Source organism: Halovivax sp., from assembly GCA_007119345.1.
GTDB lineage: Archaea > Halobacteriota > Halobacteria > Halobacteriales > Natrialbaceae > Halovivax.
Map to the genome: position 1 here is coordinate 1 of SKPV01000212.1, position 20,858 is coordinate 20,858.

Consider the following 20,858-nt stretch of genomic DNA (forward strand, 5'->3'; position numbering starts at 1 on the left):
CATCCCGATCGTTCGTTCCGAATCGTCCGTCATCCCGGCTCTGCACGCACGAGATTTTTCCGCCGGGCGGCGAATACGAACGCATGTCCGACAGCGACGACCCCGGCCCGACCGACGAGCGAGCCCGCCTCGTGGGGATCAACCACGTCGCGATCGCGGTCGGCGACGTCGACGAGGCTCTCGAACGGTACGGGACACTCTTCGACGTCGACCTTCGCGGGCGCACCGAGACCACGGCGTTTCTGGACATGGGCGACCAGTTCCTCGCGATGGCCGAGACCGGTCGAGCGGGAACGCCCGACGAGGCTCGCCACTTCGGTCTCGTCGTCGACGACGCCGAGGCGGTCGAACGCCGTCTGGAGTCGAACGCCGAGGCGACGGTCGGGTTCGAATCGCTCGACGCGTCGGGGATCGATCTGCGAGATCCCTGGGGGAACCGGGTACAGGTGGTCGACTACGAGGAGATCCAGTTCACCAAGGCGGAGCACGTCCTGTCCGGAATGGGCCTCGAGGGACTCGAGAAGACGGCCGCGGCGCGGGAGGAGCTGGCCGAAAAGGGGTTGGCGGCCCACGTGGAGGGCGAGGAGGGCGAATAACGTCGTTCGAGACGATCGACAACCGGACGATCGAGACGGCGCGTGGGGTGCTGGACGCGAACCGGGGCATTCGTGCGACGGAGTTACGTCGGCGGGGCCCGAACGAACGTGCGTGACGGAGTCCCACGACCGCCAGCCGGACGCCCTGGGTACCATCGGCCCGTATCGTGTCGAGGCGCTCGCCGGTCCCGAGCGCGGACTGCGGGTCGGCTGTGAGCGCCACGACGAGTGGACAGAGTTCGACCCCGGCCGTCGCTCGGTGGCGTTCTTCTGTCCGGACTGTAGCATGGAGGTCGAGATCAGCCTGCACGACGACCTCGACTGGCGCGACTGGGGCGAGCGGTGCTGACCGCGTCGGTTCGAGCCACGCCGAATCCGAACTCGGTTTCTACAGTCGCTTCGATATCCGTTTCTACAGTCGCTTCGAGACGTACGGCCCGTCCTGGCGGTAGCCGAGCTTCTCGCGGTAGTACTCTCGCGCCCCGATCCCCGAGATGACGCTCAGCTTGTCGTACCCCGCGTCTGCGGCCAGCTCCTCCGCCCGCTCCATCAGCCGGCGACCGTAGCCCCGGTGCTGGTGCTGGGCCTCCGCCTCCCCGGACTCCCTCGTTCGCGGTCGCTGCCCGCTCGCGGACGGCGAGCCGCTTCGGGGCTCGCTTCCCACCGCCACTTCGGAGCCGTAGACGTGCAGCTCGCGGACGAGCGCGGCGTTTTCCAGCTCCGCGCGCACCGGGTCACCCGGGAACCGCAGCCGGCAGAAGCCGATCAGGAGGTCCCGCCCGAAGTCCTCGAACGAGATGAAGTGCTCCGTGCCGCCGCAGGCCTCGTAGGTGAGGACGTCGAGCTCGACGGTCTCGGGGTCCTCGTCGTTCATCCCGACCTCCCGACAGCGGATGCACTCACAGCGCCACCCGTGCTCGTCCATCCGCCGTCGGGCGAGCTGGCGGAGGTTCGACTTCCAGACCCCCGCGTCGATGAAGTCCGCCGGGATGTCCCGCTGGACGCGCTGGAGGCGGGTGTACCGGGGGATCATCGACTTGATCTCGGCGACCAGCTCGGCGGCCGTCTCGTTGTCGAGGGGCTCGTACTCTCCCCTGTGCCACCAGTCGTAGGTGGCGGTCCCGCGGACGACGAGCGTCGGGTAGATCTTCAGGTAGTCGGGCTTCCACTGCTCGGCCTCGAAGATCCGCCTGAAGTCCTCGAGACACATCTCCCTAGACATGCCTGGCTGGCCGGGCATCATGTGGAAGCCGACCTTGAAGGCCGCGTCCCGCAGGCGCTGGTTCGCCTCCATCGACTCCCGCACGCCGTGGCCGCGGTGCATCTCCCGGTTGATCCGCTCGTAAGTGGTCTGGACGCCGACCTCGACCTTGGTGCCCCCGAGGTCGAGCATCCGGTCGATCTGTTCGGGATCGCACCAGTCGGGCTTCGTCTCGAACGTGGTGCCGATGTTTCGAACGTCGGCCGTCTCGTTCTCGGCGATCACGTCCTCGAGGTACCGCCACTCGTACTCCTCGGGGTCCTGCGCGAAGCTCACCCCCTCGGCCGGCTCGGGCGCTTTCTCGACGTCGTAGTCGTTCATCGCTTCGAGCGCCCGCTTGAGGAACCACTCCTGGTAGTCGTGGCTGCGGGCGGTCATCGTCCCGCCCATCAGGATCAGCTCGACCTTGTCGACGGGGTGGCCGATCTGGCGGAGCTGCTCCAGCCGCAGGGTCACCTGGCCGTAGGGATCGTAGTCGTTTTGGACGCCGCGGGCGGCCGCGGGTTCCTCCCCGGTGTAGCTCTGGGAGGAGGAGAACTCCGAGTCGGGGCCGCCGGGGCAGTAGAGACACTTCCCGTGGGGACACCGCTCGGGCGAGGTCATGATCGCGACCGGCGAGACGCCGGACGCGGTGCGGACGGGCTTTCGCTGCAACACCGCCTCCAGGGCCTCGCGGTGTTCGTTCGGGGCGTACTCGAGCAGCTCCGAGTTCTTCGGTACCTTCGGCGCCGAGTGCTCCGAGCAGGCCTCGAGCTTCGCCGACTCGACGTCCTCGCGGGCGAGCTCGCCCGCGAGGATGCGCTCGACGAGGTCCGCGCAGACGCGCTCGAACGCGTCGGTCTCGGTCGGATCGGCCCCGGTGCTCATCGGGACACAGTCGCCGCGGACGCCGGTTAAGCGTGTCGCCTCGCGACTCAGCGCTCGAACTCGACGTCGGGTTCGCGCGAGGGGCCGCTCCCGGTCGCTCCGCGACGCTCGGCGACGTCTTCGAGCGTCTCCGTCTCGAGCAGGTGTTCGAGTTTTCGCTCGAACTGCTCGTCGGTGAGTTCGCCCGCGGCGTATCGATTCCGGAGCGTCTCGAGGGCGTCCCGTGCGCTCGAATCCGCCCGCTTCGTCGTCTCCGTCTCCTCCCCGAGTTTGATCCGTTCCAGCTCGTCTTCGTCCCACCACTCCTCGACGTCCGCTTCGTCGCCGTACAACAGCGCGACGAGCGGCACGACCACGATGTAGCCGACCAGCAGGACGACCAGCCAGAGGGTGCCGCCGATCCCGGAGAACAGGAGGCCGAGCCAGAGCCCCGTCACCAACAGGGACGCGATCTCGGTCGCGTTCTGCCGGAGGCGAGTCGCCGGGTCGTCGCTCATGGGCGAACCTGCGCGGGCGATGACAAAAGGTGTTACCGTCCGACCGGTGCGGTTCGTCGTCTACCCGAGCAGTTCGCCCAGCGCCTCGAGCGCGGCCTCGCGAACCGCCTCGCGCTGGCCCTGCAGGAACTCGACGCGGCCGTCGGCGCCGCCGACGACCCGGACGCCGCCGTCCGGGACGGCGTCGGCGATCGCCCCGCCGAGCTCGCGGACGTCGACGGGCTCCGTCGCCCGCACGTGGAGCTCGTCGTCGTCGACGCCGAGCGTGACGAACGGCGGCTCCGTCCGGTCGCGCTCGCGCCGGTGCAGCGCCGACAGGAGGAGCTCGGTCGACGGGAAGTCGAACCGGTGGGTGAACTGCGCGGTGTCGAGGGTCGTGATCGTCACGCCGTCGACGCCGCGAACCGCCGTATTCTCGCGGGCGGTCTCGAGCTCGGTCCCGAGCTTGTCCCGGAACTGTTCGGAGACGTGGGCCGCCAGGTCGCCGCCCTCGTCGAACAGGAGGTCCTCCACCAGTTCGCGCTTGTCCTTGTACGACTGGTAGTAGGCCTCGAGGGCGACCGCCTCCCGGCGCTCGGCGAGGTCGTCGGCGTCGAAGTCGGTCCCGTCGGCGAGCTCGACGTACGCCTCCGGGGGCGACTCCCAGTAGCTCAGCGCAGGGAGGTGCCGGAGGTCCTCGCGAACGTCGTCGTTGACGTGGGCGGCGACGTTCGCGGCCAGCGCGGTCGACGTGCAGTCGGCGACGTCGGCGCCGGCGAGCGAGGGTGCGACGGAGACGGAGACGGCGTCGGCGACCGCCTCGTCGGCGCGACTGGCGTCGATCACGAGCCGGTCGGCCCCGTAGCGTTCCAGCAGGCCGTAGGCGTCGGTCGACTCGACCGTCGACCCCGCGTCGACGACGACCACGAGCGGGAGCTGCTCACCGTGGCGCTCGCGCGCGTCGAGCATGGCGGTCGCGTCGCCCGTCGCGGCGTCCATGTCGTAGATTCGGCCGTCGAGCGGTCGGCGCTCGAAGTAATGGTAGACGGCGTCGTCCCGGGTGTGCTTTTCGCGAAGCAGCGGGAGCACGGCGCGCTCGATCGCGGCGCCGGCCACGTAACCGTCGGCGGTCGCGTTGTGTCGGACGACGACGGGGCGGGCCTCCATGACGGCGCGACGGATCGCCGTCGCCGCGTCGACGACCGCCTCCTCGACGGTCGCGACGGCGTCGTGGGCGGCGAGAAGTTCGACCGCGCCCGGGCGCGCCTCGCGCTCGATCGCGTTCTCGAGTCGGTCGCGGACCTCCTCGCCCTCCTCGCCGGTCAGGACGGCGAGCGACTCGGTTTCGATCTGGAGGTCGCCGTGATGGTTCTCGACCTCCCCTTCCAGGGCGACGACGTCCTCGACGTCGACGTCGGGGTAGGCGCGTACGCCCGCTTCCTCGAACGCCGCACACTCCACGGCGCCCGTCTCGTCGCGGAGTTCGAACACGGTCGGCCCGCTCGTCTGTCGGACGCCGGTGATCTCGCCCTCGAGGCGGACGACGTTCCCGACCTGGTCGTCGAGCGCGTCGACCGTCGTCCGGGACAGCGACGCGTCGGCGGCGTCGTCGGACCCGGCCGAACTGGACACCGCGACGGAGCCGCCGCCGGCGGTGGCGACCGTCCCTGCGGACTCGTTCCCGGCGGGTTCGGCGCTGGCGCCGCTCTCGGCGGCCGCCGCTTTCGTCGGCGCGTCCGAGCCGGAATCGCGTTCGTTCGCGCTCGCCTCCGCCGCCTCCTCCTCGCCGAGGCGCGTTTCGCCGTCGGGCCCGTCGACGATCGCGCCGCGGAACTCGTCGGTCGACTGGCGGATGGACCAGCCGAGGTCGACGTTTCCGTTGTCGCGGACGTCGAGAACCTGGACGAAGACGCTGTCGCCCGGCTCCCAGTCGAGGCTCTCCAGGCGTTGGTCGAGTTCGCTTCTGTGCAGTAGGCCGGTGACACGCGGGCCGATGTCGACGAAGACGCCGAAGTCGGCGTAGCCGTCGACGGTCCCCCGGTAGTACCGGCCGGGGGTGAGCTCCGAGGCGGCGTCGCCGCGGAAGACGAAGGCGACGTCCTCCTCGTGGAGCTCGCAGATTTCGCCGTCGACGGGCGTGCCGCAGATGATGCAAGTACCCATCTACGCGAGAAGAGTGGGTTGAGCTTAAAACGATTGTCGAAACGCGCTCGGGAGCGTCAGATCGTACCGGGCGGGGCCGCTGACGGCCGCCGTCCCGTGATCTCCGCGAGCGCGCGGTCGATCGACGACCGGCCGCGGGAATCGGGGTCGCCCGACCACGTCGCACCGGAGCGGTTCGAGCCCGGTCGGCGGGATCGTTCGAGAGTGGCCACAGGGGCCGGTCGAGCGAACCCGCCTACTCGAAGACGGGCGAGTCGTCAGCCATCGCGTCGACGTCCGCGACGAGCGAGCGAACGTCCTCCGGGAACAGGGCCACCTGGACCTCGTTTCCCTCGACGTCCGCAAACTCCAGCTTGACGCGCTTGTCGCCGAACTCGCGGGCGCTCGCCGTCTCGACGTCGAACAGTTTCACCGTCGCGGACTTGTTCGTCGGGCCGACGTTTTTGATCGATCCGTCTTTCAGTTCCACCAGGAAGGGGTCGATATCGAGCGTGAGCATGCGCTTCGGTTCGCGAGCCGAGTACAAAAGAGCCGCCGTCGGCCGACGAATCCGCCGTCGGCGTTAGGCCGACGAGCCCTGCCGCCGGAGTCGGGCGGACGAACCCCACCCGCAGAGTGGGGTGGACGAACCTCTCCCCGCTAGCGCGGCCGGACGAACGAACCCCGTCTTCTGGTCGGCCGCGCGTTTCGGAACCCCTGTGTCTCGTGGATTTAAGTCGAATTAATTCGAAGTATCGACCGGCCATGCAACTCACCTGGCACGGACACTCGACGTGGCACGTCACGGTCGGAGAGACCGAGCTGCTGATCGATCCGTTCTTCGACAATCCGAAGACGTCGCTCGAGTCGTCGGACGTGGAGGAGCCGGATTACGTCCTGTTGACCCACGGCCACGCCGACCACATCGCCGACGCGGGTGCGTTCTCGGGAGCGACGCTCGTCGCGACGCCCGAACTCGTCTCGTACTGTCAGGAGGAGTTCGGGTACGAGGACGCCGTCGGGGGTATGGGGATGAACCTCGGCGGCACCGTCGAGTGCGGCGACGCGTTCGTGACGATGCACCGGGCCGATCACACGAACGGCATCATGACCGAGTACGACGTCGATGCGGGGATGCCCGCGGGCTTCGTGATCTCGGAGTCCGCGCCGTCGGCCGAGGGCGATGCGGGGACGACGTTCTATCACGCCGGGGACACCGCGCTGATGAGCGAGATGCGCGACGTCATCGGCCCCCACCTCGCGCCCGACGCGGCGGCGGTCCCGATCGGCGACCACTTCACGATGGGGCCGTGGCAGGCGGCGATCGCCGTCGACTGGTTGGACGTCGATCACGCGTTCCCGATGCACTACGACACGTTCCCGCCGATCGAGCAGGACCCCGGGGACTTCGTCGACGAGGTCGGGGCGACCGGTAGCGACGCCGAGGTGCACGTCCTCGACGCCGACGAGCCGTTCGACCTCTCCTGAGGCGACCGGTCGGGCCGTCGCCGTCTGCCGATTTCGGCGGACGACGAGCGGAGAACAACGTTTACACTCCGGGGCGTGGACCCATCGACTGCCATGTCGAAGGACGTTACCACGGTATCCGACGAGGGATTCGCCGCGACGAACGAGATCCGCGACTTCGACCTCCGGATCGACGCCGGCGGCGAGGAGACGCCGGACACGCTCGAAACGCTGCTCGCCGCCTACGCCACGTGTTACGTCCCCGCGCTCCGGGTCGGCGGCCGCCAGCGCGACGTCGACGAGCTGGGCCGGATCGAGATCGACGTCACCGGCGAGTTGAACGACGACGACAAGCTCGCGTCGGTCTCGTTCGACGTCACGGTGGAAGCCGACGTCGACGACGAGACCGCCGAGCGGATCGTCGACCGCGCGAACGAACTCTGCAAGGTCCACGACGCGCTCAAGTCCGAACTCCACGCCGACGTAGCGGTCGAAGGCGGCGCCTGAGGCGCCGTCCGGAACGCTTCTGAGACGGTACCACCGTCCATTTCATCCGGCCGTATCGTCGGTAGCGGTGAATCGAAAAAACGGTGTCTCGAGCGGCGGGGCTACTCCTCGTCGTCTTCCTCGTCGTCGTCTTCGGCTTCTTCGCGTTCCTCGTCGGACGGGGCGCCCTCGAGGGTGATCGTCACTTCCGTGTCGTCGTCGAGGCTGACCTCCGCTTCGACATCGTCGAACTCGTCTTCGAGGCTGACGACGGTGATCTCCCAGTCGCCCTCTTCGAACTCGTCTTCGACGACGCCGTCCTCGATGATAGCCGGGTCGAAGTTGTACGTCGCGGCGGTGAAGTCGATCGGAGCGACGCTCCCCTCGATCCCGTCCGAAACGGGATCGCCGTCCTCGTTCTCGAGTTCGACCGTCAGCGTGTAGTCTTCGCCCTGCCCGTAATCGAATTCGTCTCCCGATACCCCGTCGTCGTCGCCATCGTCGTCGGCGCCGTCGTCGGCATCGTCGTCGCCGCCGATGCAGCCGGCGAGCGCGACCGCCGCACCGGTTGCGATCCCGAAACCGAATCTTCGTCTGGAGGTAGATCGTCGGACCATCATACGAACCGAAATACTACCGCCTCTTATAATTTCTCATATCGAATTGTTAAATCGTGTGCCGGAGTACCGTGACAATTCTCTCCATGTGGGGGAGAAACACGCAGAGGATGGGCCAATTCGACATTACTGCCTATTTATAGTACTGATTCGGAAGAGTTTCTTGTTTTTGGGTATATAGTGGTGCCGGAGTCGCTCGACTCCTCCGGCGCGACGGCGTGGATTTCGTCGAAATCGCCGGGTTCGATTCCGCGAGTCGGCCGGACCGGGACGGTGGCGCTGGCGGAGGCCGCTCTCGAGGGAAACCCTCATGCCCGTCGCTCGGAAACGATATCGCATGTCCGAGACGCCGTGGACCGATCTCATCGTCGGGGAGCGCATGACCGTCGACCGGGAGTTCTCCTCCCGGATCGTCGACTCCCGGTTCTCGAATCAGGAGTGGTCGCTGATCATGACGGCGACGGAGTTCGAGATCGAGCACCCGGAGGACCCCGAACGGGCCCGGCTGGTCGCCAACACGGAACACGTCGACCAGATCCTGCCAGAGCTGGAGAACGTCCGTTCGGCTGCCGGGGCGATGGGCGGACGGCCGACGACCGATTCGCGCGGGGGCGGCGGGTTCGTCGCGTCGATCAAGTCGGCGCTCGGTCTCGGCGGGAAAGACGGGACCACCGACGAGGAGCGCGAGGCCGCCGAGCGATTGACGCAGGAGTACGCGAACGAACTCCAGGCGAAACTCGAATCGAAGGGGCGCTGGGACGCGGTTCGAGAGGCGGCGGCGGAGGGGTGAGGCCACCCGCGCGCCGGAGCGACCCGACACCACGACCCGACACTAGCCGAACACGGGCGCACGGAAATCGGGCACCGCCGCCCGCTCGTAGCGGTGCCCGCGACGCTCGGTCGTGACCGACGACCGAAATCGGTCCGTCCTCGACGCTCGTCCCGGACGTCGCGGCGACGCGCTCGTCGGCTCCGTCAGTCTCCGGCGTGAAAGAGGGTGTACTCGCTCGTCTCGTAGATGTTGATCAACTCGTTGATCAACTCGTCGTGGGATTCGTCGTCGACCCGAAGCGCGTCGAGTCGCTCGATCGTCTCTTCGTCGAGTTCGATCTGTGGCATCGATCGATCGTACGCCTCGGATCCTCAAAAACACCCGACCCGGTGACGGCGGCCGCAGCACCTTTAGCCCCGGCCGCGAGTGTGACGGTATGGCCACCGACGTATCGACGGTCACGTTCAGCATCGAGTCCGAATCGGGCGACGTCGACGAAGTGACGATTCCGGCGGGCCTCGTCGACTTGCTCGCCGAGGGCGACCAGTCGAGCGCGGAAACGGTCGGCGACATCGCCCTGCTCTCGTTCGCCAGCCGAGCCCACCACCTCGTCCACCACGGCGAGGGCGCCGACGAGGAACTCGAAGCTCAGGAGGCGGCCGCGATGGAGCTCTTCGAGGAGCGGTTCGGCGTCAGCTACGCCGAGGCGACGGGTCACCACCACTGAGTCACGAGCGACGCCGCCGACCGTCGTCTCTTTCGCCGTGCGAGCCGATCCGCCGATCACCGTGGTGTCGAATATATTACTTTTTCGTAAACCGAAGACGTTAGTTCGGTTTACGAACGAGGACGACGTATGGCTACCGATACCAGTTCGGTCGACCTCGTTTCGGGGGACGTGGTCAGCGGCCTCGCACGGGCGGCGCTGCTGGCGGCGTTGACCGGCGTCGCGGCACAGGTCGCGATCCCGTACCCCCTGTCTCCGGCACCGGTGACGCTTCAGGTCCTGATCGTATTCCTCGCGGGACTGTACCTCGGACCGGTCTGGGGCGGCGTATCGATGCTGCTGTACCTCGTCGCGGGAGCGGCCGGCGCGCCGGTGTTCGCCGGAGCGACCGGTGGCGTCGGCGTCCTGGTCGACCAGACGGCCGGATTCCTCTGGTCGTACCCCGTCGCCGCGGCCGCCATCGGGCTCCTCGTTCACCGATCGTCGCTGCCGCGACGCCGCGGCGCCGAGCCGACCGAGGCCGGGACCGGATCCGACGCGGCGAGCGCGATCGAAGGGGTGCGCGATCCGGCGACGGTCCCGCTCCCGGTCGTGCTGGTCGCGCTCACCATCGGGGTGACGATCATCTATGCCGGCGGCGTCGCGTACGCGGCGTGGCTGCTCGAACTCGGACTCTCCGAGGCCGTCGCCCTGTTCGCCGCCCCGTTCGTGCCGGCCGAAGTCGTGAAAATGGCCGCCGCCGTCGCGATCGTCCGCAGCGAACTCGTCGCGCCATGACGCCGGCCGCGTCCGTCGGCCGCCGACGATGATCGAGTTCCGGGAGGTCTCGTTCGCCTTCGACGGAACGTCCGTCCTCGAGGACGTCTCGCTCGCGTTCGGCGACGAGGAGTTCGCCCTCCTCGCCGGCGCCAACGGCAGCGGGAAGACGACGCTGCTGCGCCACTGCAACGCGCTGTTGACGCCGGATCGGGGCGCGGTGCTCGTCGACGGCACGCCGGTCGCCGCCGATCCCGTGGCGGCCCGAACCGCCGTCGGGACGGTGTTCCAGCACCCGCGCGATCAGTTCGTCGCCGCGACGATCGGCGCCGACGTCGCCTTCGGTCCGGAGAACCTCGGGCTCGACCGGCCGGAGATCGACCGCCGCGTCGCGACGGCCCTCGAGGCGGTCAACATGACCGGTCGGGACGACGAGCGGATCGACCGACTCTCCGGCGGCGAGCAGGCCAGGGTGGCGATCGCCGGCGCGCTCGCGATGGAGCCCACGCACCTCCTCCTCGACGAGCCGTTCGCGGGACTGGACGAACCGGCCCGGCGGTCCGTTCGCTCGCACCTGGCCCGATTGTCGGCCGACGGAACGGGCGTGATCGTCGCCACGCACGACCTCCGCGACCTCGTGGGGCTCGCCGACCGGCTCGTGGTGATGGCGGACGGTCGGGTTGCGGTCGACGACCGCCCCGAGCGAGCGTTGGATCGACTCGACTCGCTGGGCGTCCGGATCCCGTCGACGCGACCGTAACGCCCCATGCTCGTCTACGAAGCGGACGACGCGTTCGCCCACCGTCTCGATCCGCGGTCGAAACTCGCCTTCCAGGTCGGGTTCGCGGCGACCGCGCTCGCCCACACCGCACCCGCCGCGCTCGCCGTCTTGACCGTCGGGGCGCTGGCCGCACTGGCGGCCGCCAGGGCCTCGCTTCGGCGCGCGCTCTACGCTTACCGCTACGCGCTCGTCTTCCTCGGGCTGGCGCCGTTGCTGGCCGCCGCGACGTTCGGACCGCCGTGGATCGATGTCGGGGACGGCGTCGCGACGGCGCTCGCGAGCTACCGCGTGCTCCTGATCCTGCTGGTCAGCGCGGCCTACGTCCGATCGACCCCCGTCCGGGACTCCCGGGCGGCGATCCAGCGGACGGTACCCGGCAAACCCGGTCGGCTCCTCGGGATCGGCGTGGCGCTCGTCTTCCGGTTCCTGCCGGTCCTCGCGGCCGACCTCCGTACGACCCGGGACGCGATCGCCGCCCGACTCGGCGACGAGCGTTCGGCGATCGATCGCGCCGCGCGCGTCGGGGCGCTCGGACTCTCCCGCGCGTTCGAGCGCGCCGATCGTCTCTCGCTCGCGCTGCAGGCCCGTTGCTTCTCGTGGAACCCGACGTTGCCGCCGCTCGCGTTCTCGCGTCTCGACGCTCCGGTCCTGGCGCTCTCGGTCGCGCTGCTGGTCGCCGCGTTCGCGTGACCCGACGGTCGACCGGCGGGGCGCGTCGAACCGGGATCTCGTCACGGAATCGGGGACTCTCGCAATTCGGCTCGGCTACGTGCCACCGCGTTCGGCCACCCCGTTCCTTTTCAACGGCTCCGACGTACTCGACGTCGGTGATGAGTCTCATCGCGGAGTTCGACCTCGCGAACCCGATCCTCCGGGAGACGCGACGAGCGATGCCGGACCTCGAATTCGAGGTCGAAGACGAGTTCGTCTCTCCCGACGGAACGCGGATGCTGGCGGCGTGGGCGATGGGAGACCGGGACGCGCTGGCGAGACTCGACCGTCGACTCCCCGACGATCCGACCGTCACCGGGGCGAGGCTGCTGGCCGACCTCGACGAGAAGCGTCTCTACCGGGTCGAGCTGACGACGGCGGCCGAGCCGGGAATGACCTACCCCGTCGCCGTGGAACACGGCATCACCTTCCTCGAGGTCCGCGCGTCGGGCGACCGCGTCAGCTACCGCGCGCAGGTTCCGAACCGAGAGGCCCTCGTCGCCTACCGGCGGTACTGCGAGGAGCGCGACCTCGGATTCCGTCTGACCGGGCTCTTTCGCGGCGGGTCGACCGAGTCGACGGTGCCGGCGCTCACGGACCGCCAGCGCGAGGTCCTCCGGGCGGCCTATCGCGCGGGGTACTTCGAAGTTCCGCGACGGACGACCCTCGAGGGACTCGCCGACGAACTCGACGTCTCCGACCAGGCCCTCTCGGCGATCCTCCGTCGGGCGCAGGCGAACCTCCTCGCCGAGACGGTCGCCGACGATATCGACGACGCGGCCCCGGCGGAATCCGACGGGTCTTAAAACGTTGGCGACCCAACCGCGAGCCCCTTCCCCCGGAGACCGATACACGTAGGTAGAGTTTTCATGCCCGTAGAATCCCGCTACCCCCGAGATGACGCGGACGAGGACTGCCACACCTACCGACTCGGCGCCCACGAGTCGGCGACGGTGGGCGTCCTCGAGGCCGTCGCCGCGGCCTCCGGTCGCCCGGTACTCCCCGGCGAGCGCGATGGAACTCCGCTCCCGCCCCTGTACGAGGCCGTCGACCCCGAGGCCCTCGATCGAATCGTCGATTCCCTGGGGGACGCCCAACCCGACGCCAGCATCTCGTTTCGCTACGCCGACTACGAGGTGACCGTTCGCGCTGCGGGGGCCGTCGAGGTCGAATCGCTCTGACCGGACCGCCTCGTCGTTCGCTCCGGAACGCCCGATACGGCCGCTCCGAATCGCTTGCTACGCCCGCTCCGAAATTCCCGGTTCGGTCCCCCATCACGGTCTCGCCCGCGGCCCCTGCGCTCTCCGGCCGAATTCTTCTCCCGTCGGTGGCCGGCCGTCTCGCTATGGACTCGAAACGCCCGGACGTGCGACTCGACGAGGAACCCGAGGAGGACGGCCGAGTGACGACGCGGGACGACCGACCGTCGGTGCTCGAGAGGGTTCGGTCGCTCTTGCAACGGTCGTAATCGACCGAGGCGAGCACCGGGGCGTTCGCGAATCTGCTATGGTGCGATCCAGTGGGGAACCGTGATCGACGACGAGACGTTCCTGCTCGCGTCCCGGGCGCTACGCGGACTGGATCACTCCTCGTTCAAATCCCACCAGTTGCGCTTTCGCTCCTCACGTCCGTTCGTCCGTTCGTCGCGAAAAGAGCCAGTCCACGGATGCTCGAGGGTGAGTGACGGCTGTACGAACTGCTATGCCGAGCGAATCAGTCGCCAGTACGGCCACACGGACCACGAGTGGACGAACGAATTCGCTTCGGAGAACGTCACGGTGAGACCGGACAAGCTCGAGGAACCCTACGGGCTCCACGAGCCGACGAGGGTATTCGTCAACAGCATGTCGGACCTGTTTCACAGTGAGGTACCTGAGGAGTTCATCCGCGAGGTGTTCAGCGTCATTCGAAACTGTCCGGAGCACATCTTCCAGATCCTCACGAAGCGGCCAGGTCGAGCGGCACACCTTCCCCTCGAATGGCCTGCAAACGTATGGATGGGAACGAGCGTCGAAGACGATCGCGTTACTGCTCGAATCGATATGTTGAGCGACGTGGATGCTCACACGCGGTTCGTCTCCTTCGAACCGTTGATCGGCCCGGTCGGTGAAGTGGATTTATCGGGTATCGACTGGGCGATCGTCGGCGGTGAGAGTGAGCCGGATGATATCCGCCGAGAGATGGATCACGCCTGGGCTCGGGAAATCTACCGGCAGTGCCGCGAAAAGGACGTCGCCTTTTTTCAAACAGTCGAGTGCGCGACAGCCGGAACGCGGACAGCGACTCACAGTCAAGAACGAAGAGTTCGGCGTCTACGAGCAACGGAAGATCCAGGAACTGCCAGATCTTCCGGAGATGACCATTCGCACCCGAAGGGCGATCGCTGACGGCGGAAGACAATGAACACCGTTGACCACTCGAGATCACGATTGGAGGACGGCCCCTCGTTAGAGAAGGTCACCTACAGAGAATTCGAGTTCAGACTCGAGCAAATAGAGGAGCTCGTCGACCGGAGCGAGTTCGCAAACCGGAGTGAGGCCATCCGCACTGCGGTCGAGTCCCTCGTCGAGAACCACGCCGATTCTCAGAGTAGCCGGTTGATTTGACGGCGCTTGTTTGTCGCTATTCCGAGGGTTAGAAGCGTTCTATCCTTCGATATGGGAGAAAAGACGACTCACCGATTACGCACCGAAGTCGGTCTCGGGGAACACGGAACGTGGTTCAATCGTGCACAGAACGAAACGGGAGGTAACCTCTATCGTACCGTCAGGCCATGTCCTATAAATCCTATGATATCGTGGGATATGGCTGTGTTCTACGAGCCTTCAATGGCGTCAGCGATGCGCTTGAGTGCACGCGTCTGATCGGGCATACCTTTCAAGGATCCGCAGCCATAGCCGAAGGATCGCCGCAATCTACACCCTGAAACGCGGAAATTAGCATCCTATTCGTTCGAATCCAGATTATCGTCTAGCCAGTCGATGAAGTTCTCTCCTGGGCAATCGTTTGTCTCGTGGCTGCTGAACTCGTTGTGGCCCTTGACGTTCTCTCGGGTGATTTCGATATCGAACTCCTCGCCAACAGCGTCCAGACAATCTTCCAGTGCGTCGAACTGCTCGCTGGAATCGCCAGGCTCATCGTCGTCGAAATCTCCGATCAGGGCGATCCCGACATTGTCGGAATTGTGTCCGCTCGTGTGGTTCCCTCGGGCGCCGAGCGGCATTCCCTCGTAAACGGCACCACTCTTGTCGATTATCAGATGGTATCCGATATCGGACCACCCATTGGAGAAGTGATCCGCGTGGATACTCTGGACCGTCCCCTCTTTCCCGGAAGCAGATCCGTATTGGCCCGTGTGATGGACTGCGATGCCACTCGGATCATGGGACCTGTCGCCGTACGAATCGCCGCTGAAGTTTTCGAACCGAGGTGGTGCCGAGTACCAATCTTCGCGGCGCGTGGCGAGGGAGGCATCGACTCGGTCGACATCGTGCGCATCGGGGTCGAAGACATCGGCAACGTGTTCCGACTGCTCGTCTCCCACTTCGTCCGCCGGAATGAGAATCCGCTCACCGACATCGACATCGTCGAGATCGCCAACTGACTCGAATCGGTCGTTCCACTCGACGATATCGTCGAGTCCCACGTCGTCGAATTGGTTCGCGATCTCGGACACGGTACCAAACTCCTCGTCGATTTCGAACGGGAGCATGTCCTCGTCATTGTCTCCATCGTCTCCACTGTCCGCGGCGCCATCAGCGGCCCCATTGAGGAGATCCCCCCAGCCCGTATCGCCCAACACATTACCGGTTGCTGTCCGTGCCCCAGTATCGTCGAGCAGCCCCCGGTTCTGGGCGTACTCGATGTTCCGGAGCTGATCGTGTGTGTTGTCGGGGGAGGCGGATCGAACACCTTCCCCAGCGGCCAGTCCGGCCGCCTGCTTAGGGACATCGCTGGACGATCCGTTAACGCCTGGATCGACCGCCTCCGAACTCGTATCTGTATCGAGCGGCATGCCGGTGAGAAGGGAAGCGACCGCTTCCATTGCCTGGCGATAATTTTGCCCGGATTCCTGCAGCGCCTGTTGGGCGAGCGTTCTGGCCGCGCCGACGGTCGCGTCGCCCAGCGACATATCGCGGAACAGGCTCGAGGAGCCGAGTATTTGGGCCCCGGCATCCATCCCCTGTGGGTTGGGAGCGGCGGGTGCCGACTGGAGCCCAGCCAGCGGCGCTGGCAACTGCGATGGAGACGGGCTGATATCCATGCCGCGACTTCCCGGCGTGACGCCGGAGATGCTCGGTGCCGAGGATTGATCGCCATCGGAAACGTTGACGTTCCGTGTGATATCCCGCGGCTCGGAGGCCATACAGCGCGAGAGCATTGCTTCAGCGAAGACGCCACCGGTCGGGAGACTGACCAGCCGTTCCGTTATTGCCTCATCGGGTGTGACCCGCGTCCCCGTCTTGAGTTGTCCGTCCTCCAGCAGCGGAAACGCGACCAAATTACCGGTGATCCCGACTGGGCGATTTTCGATGAGTTCGAGCAACGGCACGGGTTCGGTCTCCTCCTCCTCCCCGAAGTCGTACTCGTATCGGTCGAATCGAAGCGCCCGTGCGCTCGCCTCCTCGGTGAGCCAGATGTCGTGAAGATACCGCATCGGGTGCGCTTTGATGTGCTCGAGCAGTTCGCGCATTTCGGTGTAATCGCGGTATCGCTTTGTTTCGGTCTGGAGAATATCGACCGACGTCGGAAGATCGACACCCTTGAAATCCGTTGCCGGATTGTCCGCACTCAGTTCCACGTCGTCTTCGGTGTCGAGGATCTCATAGGACTTCGTTTGCGGGAGGTAGTCCGTGGGATCCGTGTGAGCGGTGACGCGCAGGTGATCGAGGTCGAACGTCCGTGCTTCTTCGTACTCGTTGACCAGGGGATCATCGTCGCCGAAGAAGAAATCGGTCGCTGCGTCCGCTGCACTTCCCCATCCGGTCGATGTGTCGATGAGCTCCTCACGAACCGTCCGCGTCGCCTCGTCCGGTGCGAAGACGACTTCCACGGACTCGATCGATTTGATCTCGACCGGTTCCGATCGAAACTGGGTCACCGCGGACCCATCCCGGCTGGACACGTGGCGCAGGCGAACGGATGTTCCATCGGTCTTGTGCAGGATCAACGACACACCGGGGCGCCAGCCCGATCGAAGTTTTACTGTCCACCGGGAAGCCGTGATGACCGGTTCGTCCTGTTCGTAGATTTCTGGTGTATGAAGGAATCGGTGGATCGCCTCGAAGCCTTCGTCGTAGGTTGTGGGGACGACTCGTCGTAACTGTTCGAAATGATCATCGACCCAGTCGACGAGATCGGATTCGAGTGCTACGTCCACGCTCGTCGTCGTCTCTTGAACCTCCTCGGACCACGGCCACATGCCACTGCTGACGACGACGGTTTCCTCCTGGACCTCGAGAACCTCCTCGAAGTCGGGAACATCTTCCCAGAGGGCCGTCGGGACCTCGTACGGGATGAGCAATACATCCCGCTGTTCGGCCAGTTCGGTTCTGATCTTATAGTGCTCGAGAACCTGGAAGTATTGAATCGTCAGGGCGTGGTGTTCGTTGTGATTTTGAACGATCCGTGTCCGTATCGTCTCGTCCTCGATCTGCTGGGATTGCGTGACGACCGACGAGCGAAGTGATCGCATCGCTGACGATCCCTGAACCACACTATCCGAGAGTGCCTGAACGGTGTCGAGGGTCATCTGTCGGTGTCCCTCCGACCAGCTCTGAGAATGTGCAGCACCCCCACCGAGACTCATAAACGAGGTCTGAATGCCAACACCACCCTGAACGGTGGAACTCCCACCTTGCTGCATTTCCTCGACGACGCCTTCGACGACGTCCTCGATCATCCGGTCGCGGTGGAGCTCGTGCTCGACAGATTCGTCCGCGCGTGTCTGTTCGTCCCGACGGGCACGATCCTCGCGAGACCACTCGATGACGGCGACCTTCGTTTCCTCCTGCGGAGCGAGGGCGAGCGAGTAGAGGAGTTTGCCGATGCCGTGACCGACGCGGTTCCAGGTCTGTTCATAGGCATTGAGTTTCCCGAGGACGGGTTGTTCGGCGTGGATGACGTCGCCCGGATCGACGAGTTTTTCGCTCGAATCCCCGTCGATGTCCACACGAATAATTCCCATCTCACTTTGGGGCACTCCGGTCGGGAGTGAACCACCAATTTTCTGCCGCGAGGAGCTGCTCGAAATCGAGTCCGACAGACGGGGTGACTCTCGCCGCACGATCTGATGAAACCGGTTATGCCGGGTTTCGACAGTCGCTTCGAAGTCGAGTTTGCAATTGCCATCCTCCCGAATAATGGTCGGATTGAACAGTTCGGGTGCGTTCTCGGCATCCGTGGCGTCCGGCTCGTCGGTCAATCCGGTAAACCGGCCGAGTTCGTCGCTTCCATTCCCGAGTGCCTCGGGAATCGGGACGAGGATCGGCCCCGCCTCCACCTCAAGGGGTAGTTCGATTTCGTCCGCCACGGTGCCCCGCCCGATCACTGGCTCGACCGCGATACGCTCCACCTGATCCGTCCGAAACCTGGTGAGATCGACTGTTGCATAGCCGGACTTGCCCGACGTGACCGGGATCTCTCTCGGTCGTTTCCCACCTTTCGTATAGACACGTACCGTGAGTGGTATACCGCCAGTCGCTGTCCCTGTCGCGTCCACCGTTCGAATTCGCGACTTGCCGAGACGGTCGACAGAGACGAGATCGGCCCCATCATCCGATAGCACATACGCCCGGTTGCGGCGGGAATCGACATCGCGCGATCCGTCGATATCCGTCGTTACGCGGGACCGACCGATCGGGGAGGGGCCGCCGATTTTGATTTCTTCCCGGATCTCCTGTACCCGACCACGATCCTCGGTGCGGTCGGTATCCTCCGAAATCGGGGAACATTCCTCGATATCGACCGCGATGCTGGCATCCGCGAGCCGCCGTGCGATGGCGGTGGCTTCCTGTTGATCAGTCGTCTCGGCGATGACGGGAGATCCGTTCTTGCTGGCGGTAGCGAGGAATGCCGCAGCCTCCTTCGCATCGATGTCAAGCACGTCAGCGATCGTTTGTCTTGCTCGGTCACGATCGTCTGGTACGTCGGTCAGTCGTATCGTATATCGACTCATTACTCAGCAGTCCACCTTGTGGGACTCGTCAGTACTATTAGTAATTAACGAATGTCATGATGTTTGACACGTGTCATCGGAATATCGAGAAGGTCACGGAAATATGAATGATCACTAACTATATATAGTGTTTCTATCATGTTATCGAGTCTGCGTTGCTAACATCGCGGTCGTTCTCGCCCGTCGTTTCAAGATGCTGGTGGCGTGTGGACTGGTCCGACCGATATCGGATCAGATATCGTACTGTTCTCGGACGAGGTGATCGATGCCTTGCTCGGTTAGTCGTTCCATCGAGGCGAACATGTCGAGCTGGACGACACCTGGCAAGCGGCGGATCTGGACACCACCTCTTCAAGCGATAGAACACAGACCTGGCAACACTCTTTGTCGCGTTTTACTGCCTTGCGTCGTTGCTGCTCCCAATATGAATTTCGTTGATATGGTGCCGGTTCGGCATCTCCATAAGTCCAATACATCCCTCGGGATGCCCCACTCCCTCGCCTTTTCTTTTCCGTCTCTTCGGATCCCAAGAGTAAGATTCCTCAAACGTCCGTTGAAGGTATTCATCCAAGATCGGTGAACGATCGGCAAGGGTTGCGTGAGACTCCTTTATCTGTTCAATTTTCCGGTCGAGGTCGAGTACTGGATCCTCACCAAATGGTTTCTTCTGGCTCTGTTGAAATCCTTAGTCAGTTACAGGTTAGTCGGTAGTTTGCGTAGATGCAGACCCTCCCAAAGTCTCGGTTGCTCCGGTTTGTCGAGGAAGTATTTCAGTTAGCGCAACGTGCCCTAGCTCGATACTCCTCGAAGTTCTCAAAGCAACGCTACACGCTCCATCAGCACAACGTTCTCCTGTGTCTCAAAGCTCGAAAGGATACGACGTACCGGACACTTCTCGACGAGCTCATCGAGATGCCCCGTATTCGGGACGCGATCAATCTCACTGAGCTGCCTGCCCCATCAACACTGTGCAAAGCGTTCGATAGACTCGATATGCCCGTCAACACGAGATTCGCCCACTAATCAAGCATCGTGAGTTCACATCACTTCACAAAGCATGGAATGCACGCTTAGACGCTGACCTCTACGGCCAACGGAGCCAATCAGAGACAGTCAACTCAACGCTCAAGCGGAAGTACGGCGCGTTCGTCCGTTCACGACGCTGGTGGAAGCAGTTCCGTGAACTCGCTCTTGCGTGTATCGTCCACAATCTTGCCCAAGCAATCTAACGACCAATACAGGTGAAACATGTATTGGACAGGTTGACACGTGAATATGTTTACTCGTGGGACTATTAGCACCCATTTGCATAGAAGTCGCAATCCCTGCTGATCGGCATTGAGATAGCGGCAGCGGAACCGACCGTGCCACCAATATAGACATACGCCGCGGCGCAGTCGGAATCAGGATCCGTCAGATCTCGTTTCTCCCACTCATCGTCATCTTCAAGTCGAGCGGAAAGGGCAAAATTTCCGGGTTCAGACGGCCACGTGCAATCGAGAACACGTCCATCGTCATCCGGTTCAAATTCGTACGTAACCTCCTCAACCACCTCCTCATCGTAATGTACTCTGACATGAACAGTGACTGTTTGATCGGTCCAATTCACAGCCCCAACCCGGACGAGTTCAACCGAAGAATCATCATCCAATAACGAGGTTCAATGAGTTTTGATGTACAACACTCAGGAGATCAGGGGGCCATTGAAATCGTGGAACAAGTCGCCGAGCAGCACGACACGTCGCCTGAGGATCTACCCCCATTGTACGAGACGATTGATTCGGATGCCCTTGATGCGCTATTTGACTCGACATCAGAATCGATGAGGGTGACATTCACCTACTGTGGCTACCAGATAGAAATCACCGGAAACAAACAGCGCAGAATGATCAACGTTCAGAGTAATGCTCGAGAATCTCACCAGCACTGAGTGCAGGAAGACCGTCTTTGATTGGCTCTCGACGATGGAACCGATCGGTGGAGAGCAGTGTCCGCACTGCGGGGAGACAGAATTTGACCGAT

Annotated in this window: 22 protein-coding genes and 1 pseudogene; 16 read left to right on the forward strand and 7 right to left on the reverse strand. The window is 64.4% G+C overall.

Annotated features, from left to right (window positions below; all coding sequences use genetic code 11):
* Positions 1-83: 83 nt before the first annotated feature.
* Positions 84-596, forward strand: coding sequence for a VOC family protein (locus tag QZT59_RS14870; protein WP_290818110.1), 513 nt, complete (start codon positions 84-86; stop codon positions 594-596).
* A gap of 112 nt (positions 597-708) precedes the next feature.
* The gene (locus tag QZT59_RS14875; RefSeq protein ID WP_290818113.1) at positions 709-945 is read left to right on the forward strand and encodes a hypothetical protein; all 237 of its coding nucleotides are present in this window, start codon (positions 709-711) and stop codon (positions 943-945) included.
* Positions 946-1,008: 63 nt separating this feature from the next.
* On the opposite strand, the gene QZT59_RS14880 is transcribed toward QZT59_RS14875, so the two are convergent.
* From QZT59_RS14880 to QZT59_RS14895, 4 genes are all read right to left on the reverse strand, one after another.
* Positions 1,009-2,724, reverse strand: a complete 1,716-nt coding sequence (locus QZT59_RS14880) for a tRNA uridine(34) 5-carboxymethylaminomethyl modification radical SAM/GNAT enzyme Elp3 (RefSeq protein ID WP_290818116.1) — start codon at positions 2,722-2,724, stop codon at positions 1,009-1,011.
* A 47-nt stretch (positions 2,725-2,771) separates the two neighbouring features.
* Positions 2,772-3,221: an SHOCT domain-containing protein gene (locus QZT59_RS14885; RefSeq protein WP_290818119.1), complete on the reverse strand. Its 450-nt coding sequence runs from the start codon at positions 3,219-3,221 to the stop codon at positions 2,772-2,774.
* Positions 3,222-3,281: 60 nt separating this feature from the next.
* Positions 3,282-5,363: an OB-fold nucleic acid binding domain-containing protein gene (locus QZT59_RS14890; protein ID WP_290818122.1), complete on the reverse strand. Its 2,082-nt coding sequence runs from the start codon at positions 5,361-5,363 to the stop codon at positions 3,282-3,284.
* Between the two features lie 235 nt (positions 5,364-5,598).
* Complete coding sequence (locus QZT59_RS14895; protein WP_290818125.1) at positions 5,599-5,862, reverse strand: hypothetical protein; 264 nt, start codon at positions 5,860-5,862, stop codon at positions 5,599-5,601.
* 245 nt (positions 5,863-6,107) lie between these two features.
* On the opposite strand from QZT59_RS14895, the gene QZT59_RS14900 reads away from it, so the two are divergent.
* Together QZT59_RS14900 and QZT59_RS14905 are read left to right on the forward strand one after the other, a co-directional pair.
* On the forward strand, positions 6,108-6,830 hold the full coding sequence (locus tag QZT59_RS14900) for a metal-dependent hydrolase (RefSeq protein ID WP_290818128.1): 723 nt from the start codon (positions 6,108-6,110) through the stop codon (positions 6,828-6,830).
* 93 nt (positions 6,831-6,923) lie between these two features.
* Complete coding sequence (locus QZT59_RS14905; RefSeq protein ID WP_290818131.1) at positions 6,924-7,316, forward strand: OsmC family protein; 393 nt, start codon at positions 6,924-6,926, stop codon at positions 7,314-7,316.
* 101 nt (positions 7,317-7,417) lie between these two features.
* Here QZT59_RS14905 and QZT59_RS14910 read toward each other — a convergent pair whose 3' ends face one another.
* The gene (locus QZT59_RS14910) at positions 7,418-7,912 is read right to left on the reverse strand and encodes an S-layer protein (protein WP_290818134.1); all 495 of its coding nucleotides are present in this window, start codon (positions 7,910-7,912) and stop codon (positions 7,418-7,420) included.
* A 337-nt stretch (positions 7,913-8,249) separates the two neighbouring features.
* Here QZT59_RS14910 and QZT59_RS14915 point away from each other — a divergent pair, with 337 nt between their 5' ends.
* Positions 8,250-8,702: a DUF5799 family protein gene (locus QZT59_RS14915; RefSeq protein ID WP_290818137.1), complete on the forward strand. Its 453-nt coding sequence runs from the start codon at positions 8,250-8,252 to the stop codon at positions 8,700-8,702.
* A 185-nt stretch (positions 8,703-8,887) separates the two neighbouring features.
* Here the strand turns inward: QZT59_RS14915 and QZT59_RS14920 are convergent, their stop codons facing one another.
* A complete protein-coding gene (locus QZT59_RS14920) occupies positions 8,888-9,031 on the reverse strand; it encodes a hypothetical protein (RefSeq protein ID WP_290818139.1) in 144 nt (47 codons plus the stop codon).
* A gap of 89 nt (positions 9,032-9,120) precedes the next feature.
* On the opposite strand from QZT59_RS14920, the gene QZT59_RS14925 reads away from it, so the two are divergent.
* The 9 genes from QZT59_RS14925 to QZT59_RS14965 all read left to right on the forward strand — a co-directional run bounded on the left by QZT59_RS14925 (position 9,121) and on the right by QZT59_RS14965 (position 14,265).
* A complete protein-coding gene (locus tag QZT59_RS14925) occupies positions 9,121-9,411 on the forward strand; it encodes a hypothetical protein (protein WP_290818142.1) in 291 nt (96 codons plus the stop codon).
* Between the two features lie 129 nt (positions 9,412-9,540).
* On the forward strand, positions 9,541-10,188 hold the full coding sequence (locus tag QZT59_RS14930; protein ID WP_290818145.1) for a biotin transporter BioY: 648 nt from the start codon (positions 9,541-9,543) through the stop codon (positions 10,186-10,188).
* Between the two features lie 28 nt (positions 10,189-10,216).
* The gene (locus QZT59_RS14935) at positions 10,217-10,927 is read left to right on the forward strand and encodes an energy-coupling factor ABC transporter ATP-binding protein (RefSeq protein WP_290818148.1); all 711 of its coding nucleotides are present in this window, start codon (positions 10,217-10,219) and stop codon (positions 10,925-10,927) included.
* A 6-nt stretch (positions 10,928-10,933) separates the two neighbouring features.
* Positions 10,934-11,638 (forward strand): energy-coupling factor transporter transmembrane protein EcfT, encoded by a 705-nt coding sequence (locus QZT59_RS14940; RefSeq protein WP_290818150.1) that lies wholly within the window; start codon positions 10,934-10,936, stop codon positions 11,636-11,638.
* A gap of 140 nt (positions 11,639-11,778) precedes the next feature.
* Positions 11,779-12,465, forward strand: coding sequence for a helix-turn-helix domain-containing protein (locus tag QZT59_RS14945; protein WP_290818153.1), 687 nt, complete (start codon positions 11,779-11,781; stop codon positions 12,463-12,465).
* A 63-nt stretch (positions 12,466-12,528) separates the two neighbouring features.
* The gene (locus QZT59_RS14950; RefSeq protein WP_290818156.1) at positions 12,529-12,840 is read left to right on the forward strand and encodes a HalOD1 output domain-containing protein; all 312 of its coding nucleotides are present in this window, start codon (positions 12,529-12,531) and stop codon (positions 12,838-12,840) included.
* A gap of 164 nt (positions 12,841-13,004) precedes the next feature.
* Positions 13,005-13,127: a hypothetical protein gene (locus QZT59_RS14955; RefSeq protein WP_290818159.1), complete on the forward strand. Its 123-nt coding sequence runs from the start codon at positions 13,005-13,007 to the stop codon at positions 13,125-13,127.
* A gap of 61 nt (positions 13,128-13,188) precedes the next feature.
* The gene (locus tag QZT59_RS14960; protein ID WP_290818161.1) at positions 13,189-14,046 is read left to right on the forward strand and encodes a DUF5131 family protein; all 858 of its coding nucleotides are present in this window, start codon (positions 13,189-13,191) and stop codon (positions 14,044-14,046) included.
* A gap of 12 nt (positions 14,047-14,058) precedes the next feature.
* Positions 14,059-14,265 (forward strand): ribbon-helix-helix domain-containing protein, encoded by a 207-nt coding sequence (locus QZT59_RS14965; RefSeq protein ID WP_290818164.1) that lies wholly within the window; start codon positions 14,059-14,061, stop codon positions 14,263-14,265.
* 338 nt (positions 14,266-14,603) lie between these two features.
* On the opposite strand, the gene QZT59_RS14970 is transcribed toward QZT59_RS14965, so the two are convergent.
* Positions 14,604-18,764, reverse strand: coding sequence for an N-acetylmuramoyl-L-alanine amidase (locus QZT59_RS14970; RefSeq protein WP_290818167.1), 4,161 nt, complete (start codon positions 18,762-18,764; stop codon positions 14,604-14,606).
* 792 nt (positions 18,765-19,556) lie between these two features.
* On the opposite strand from QZT59_RS14970, the pseudogene QZT59_RS14975 reads away from it, so the two are divergent.
* Positions 19,557-20,065, forward strand: a pseudogene (locus QZT59_RS14975) (transposase).
* Between the two features lie 434 nt (positions 20,066-20,499).
* Entirely contained in the window at positions 20,500-20,766 is a 267-nt protein-coding gene (locus QZT59_RS14980) for a HalOD1 output domain-containing protein (RefSeq protein ID WP_290818170.1), read from the forward strand.
* The last annotated feature ends 92 nt before the right edge of the window (positions 20,767-20,858 follow it).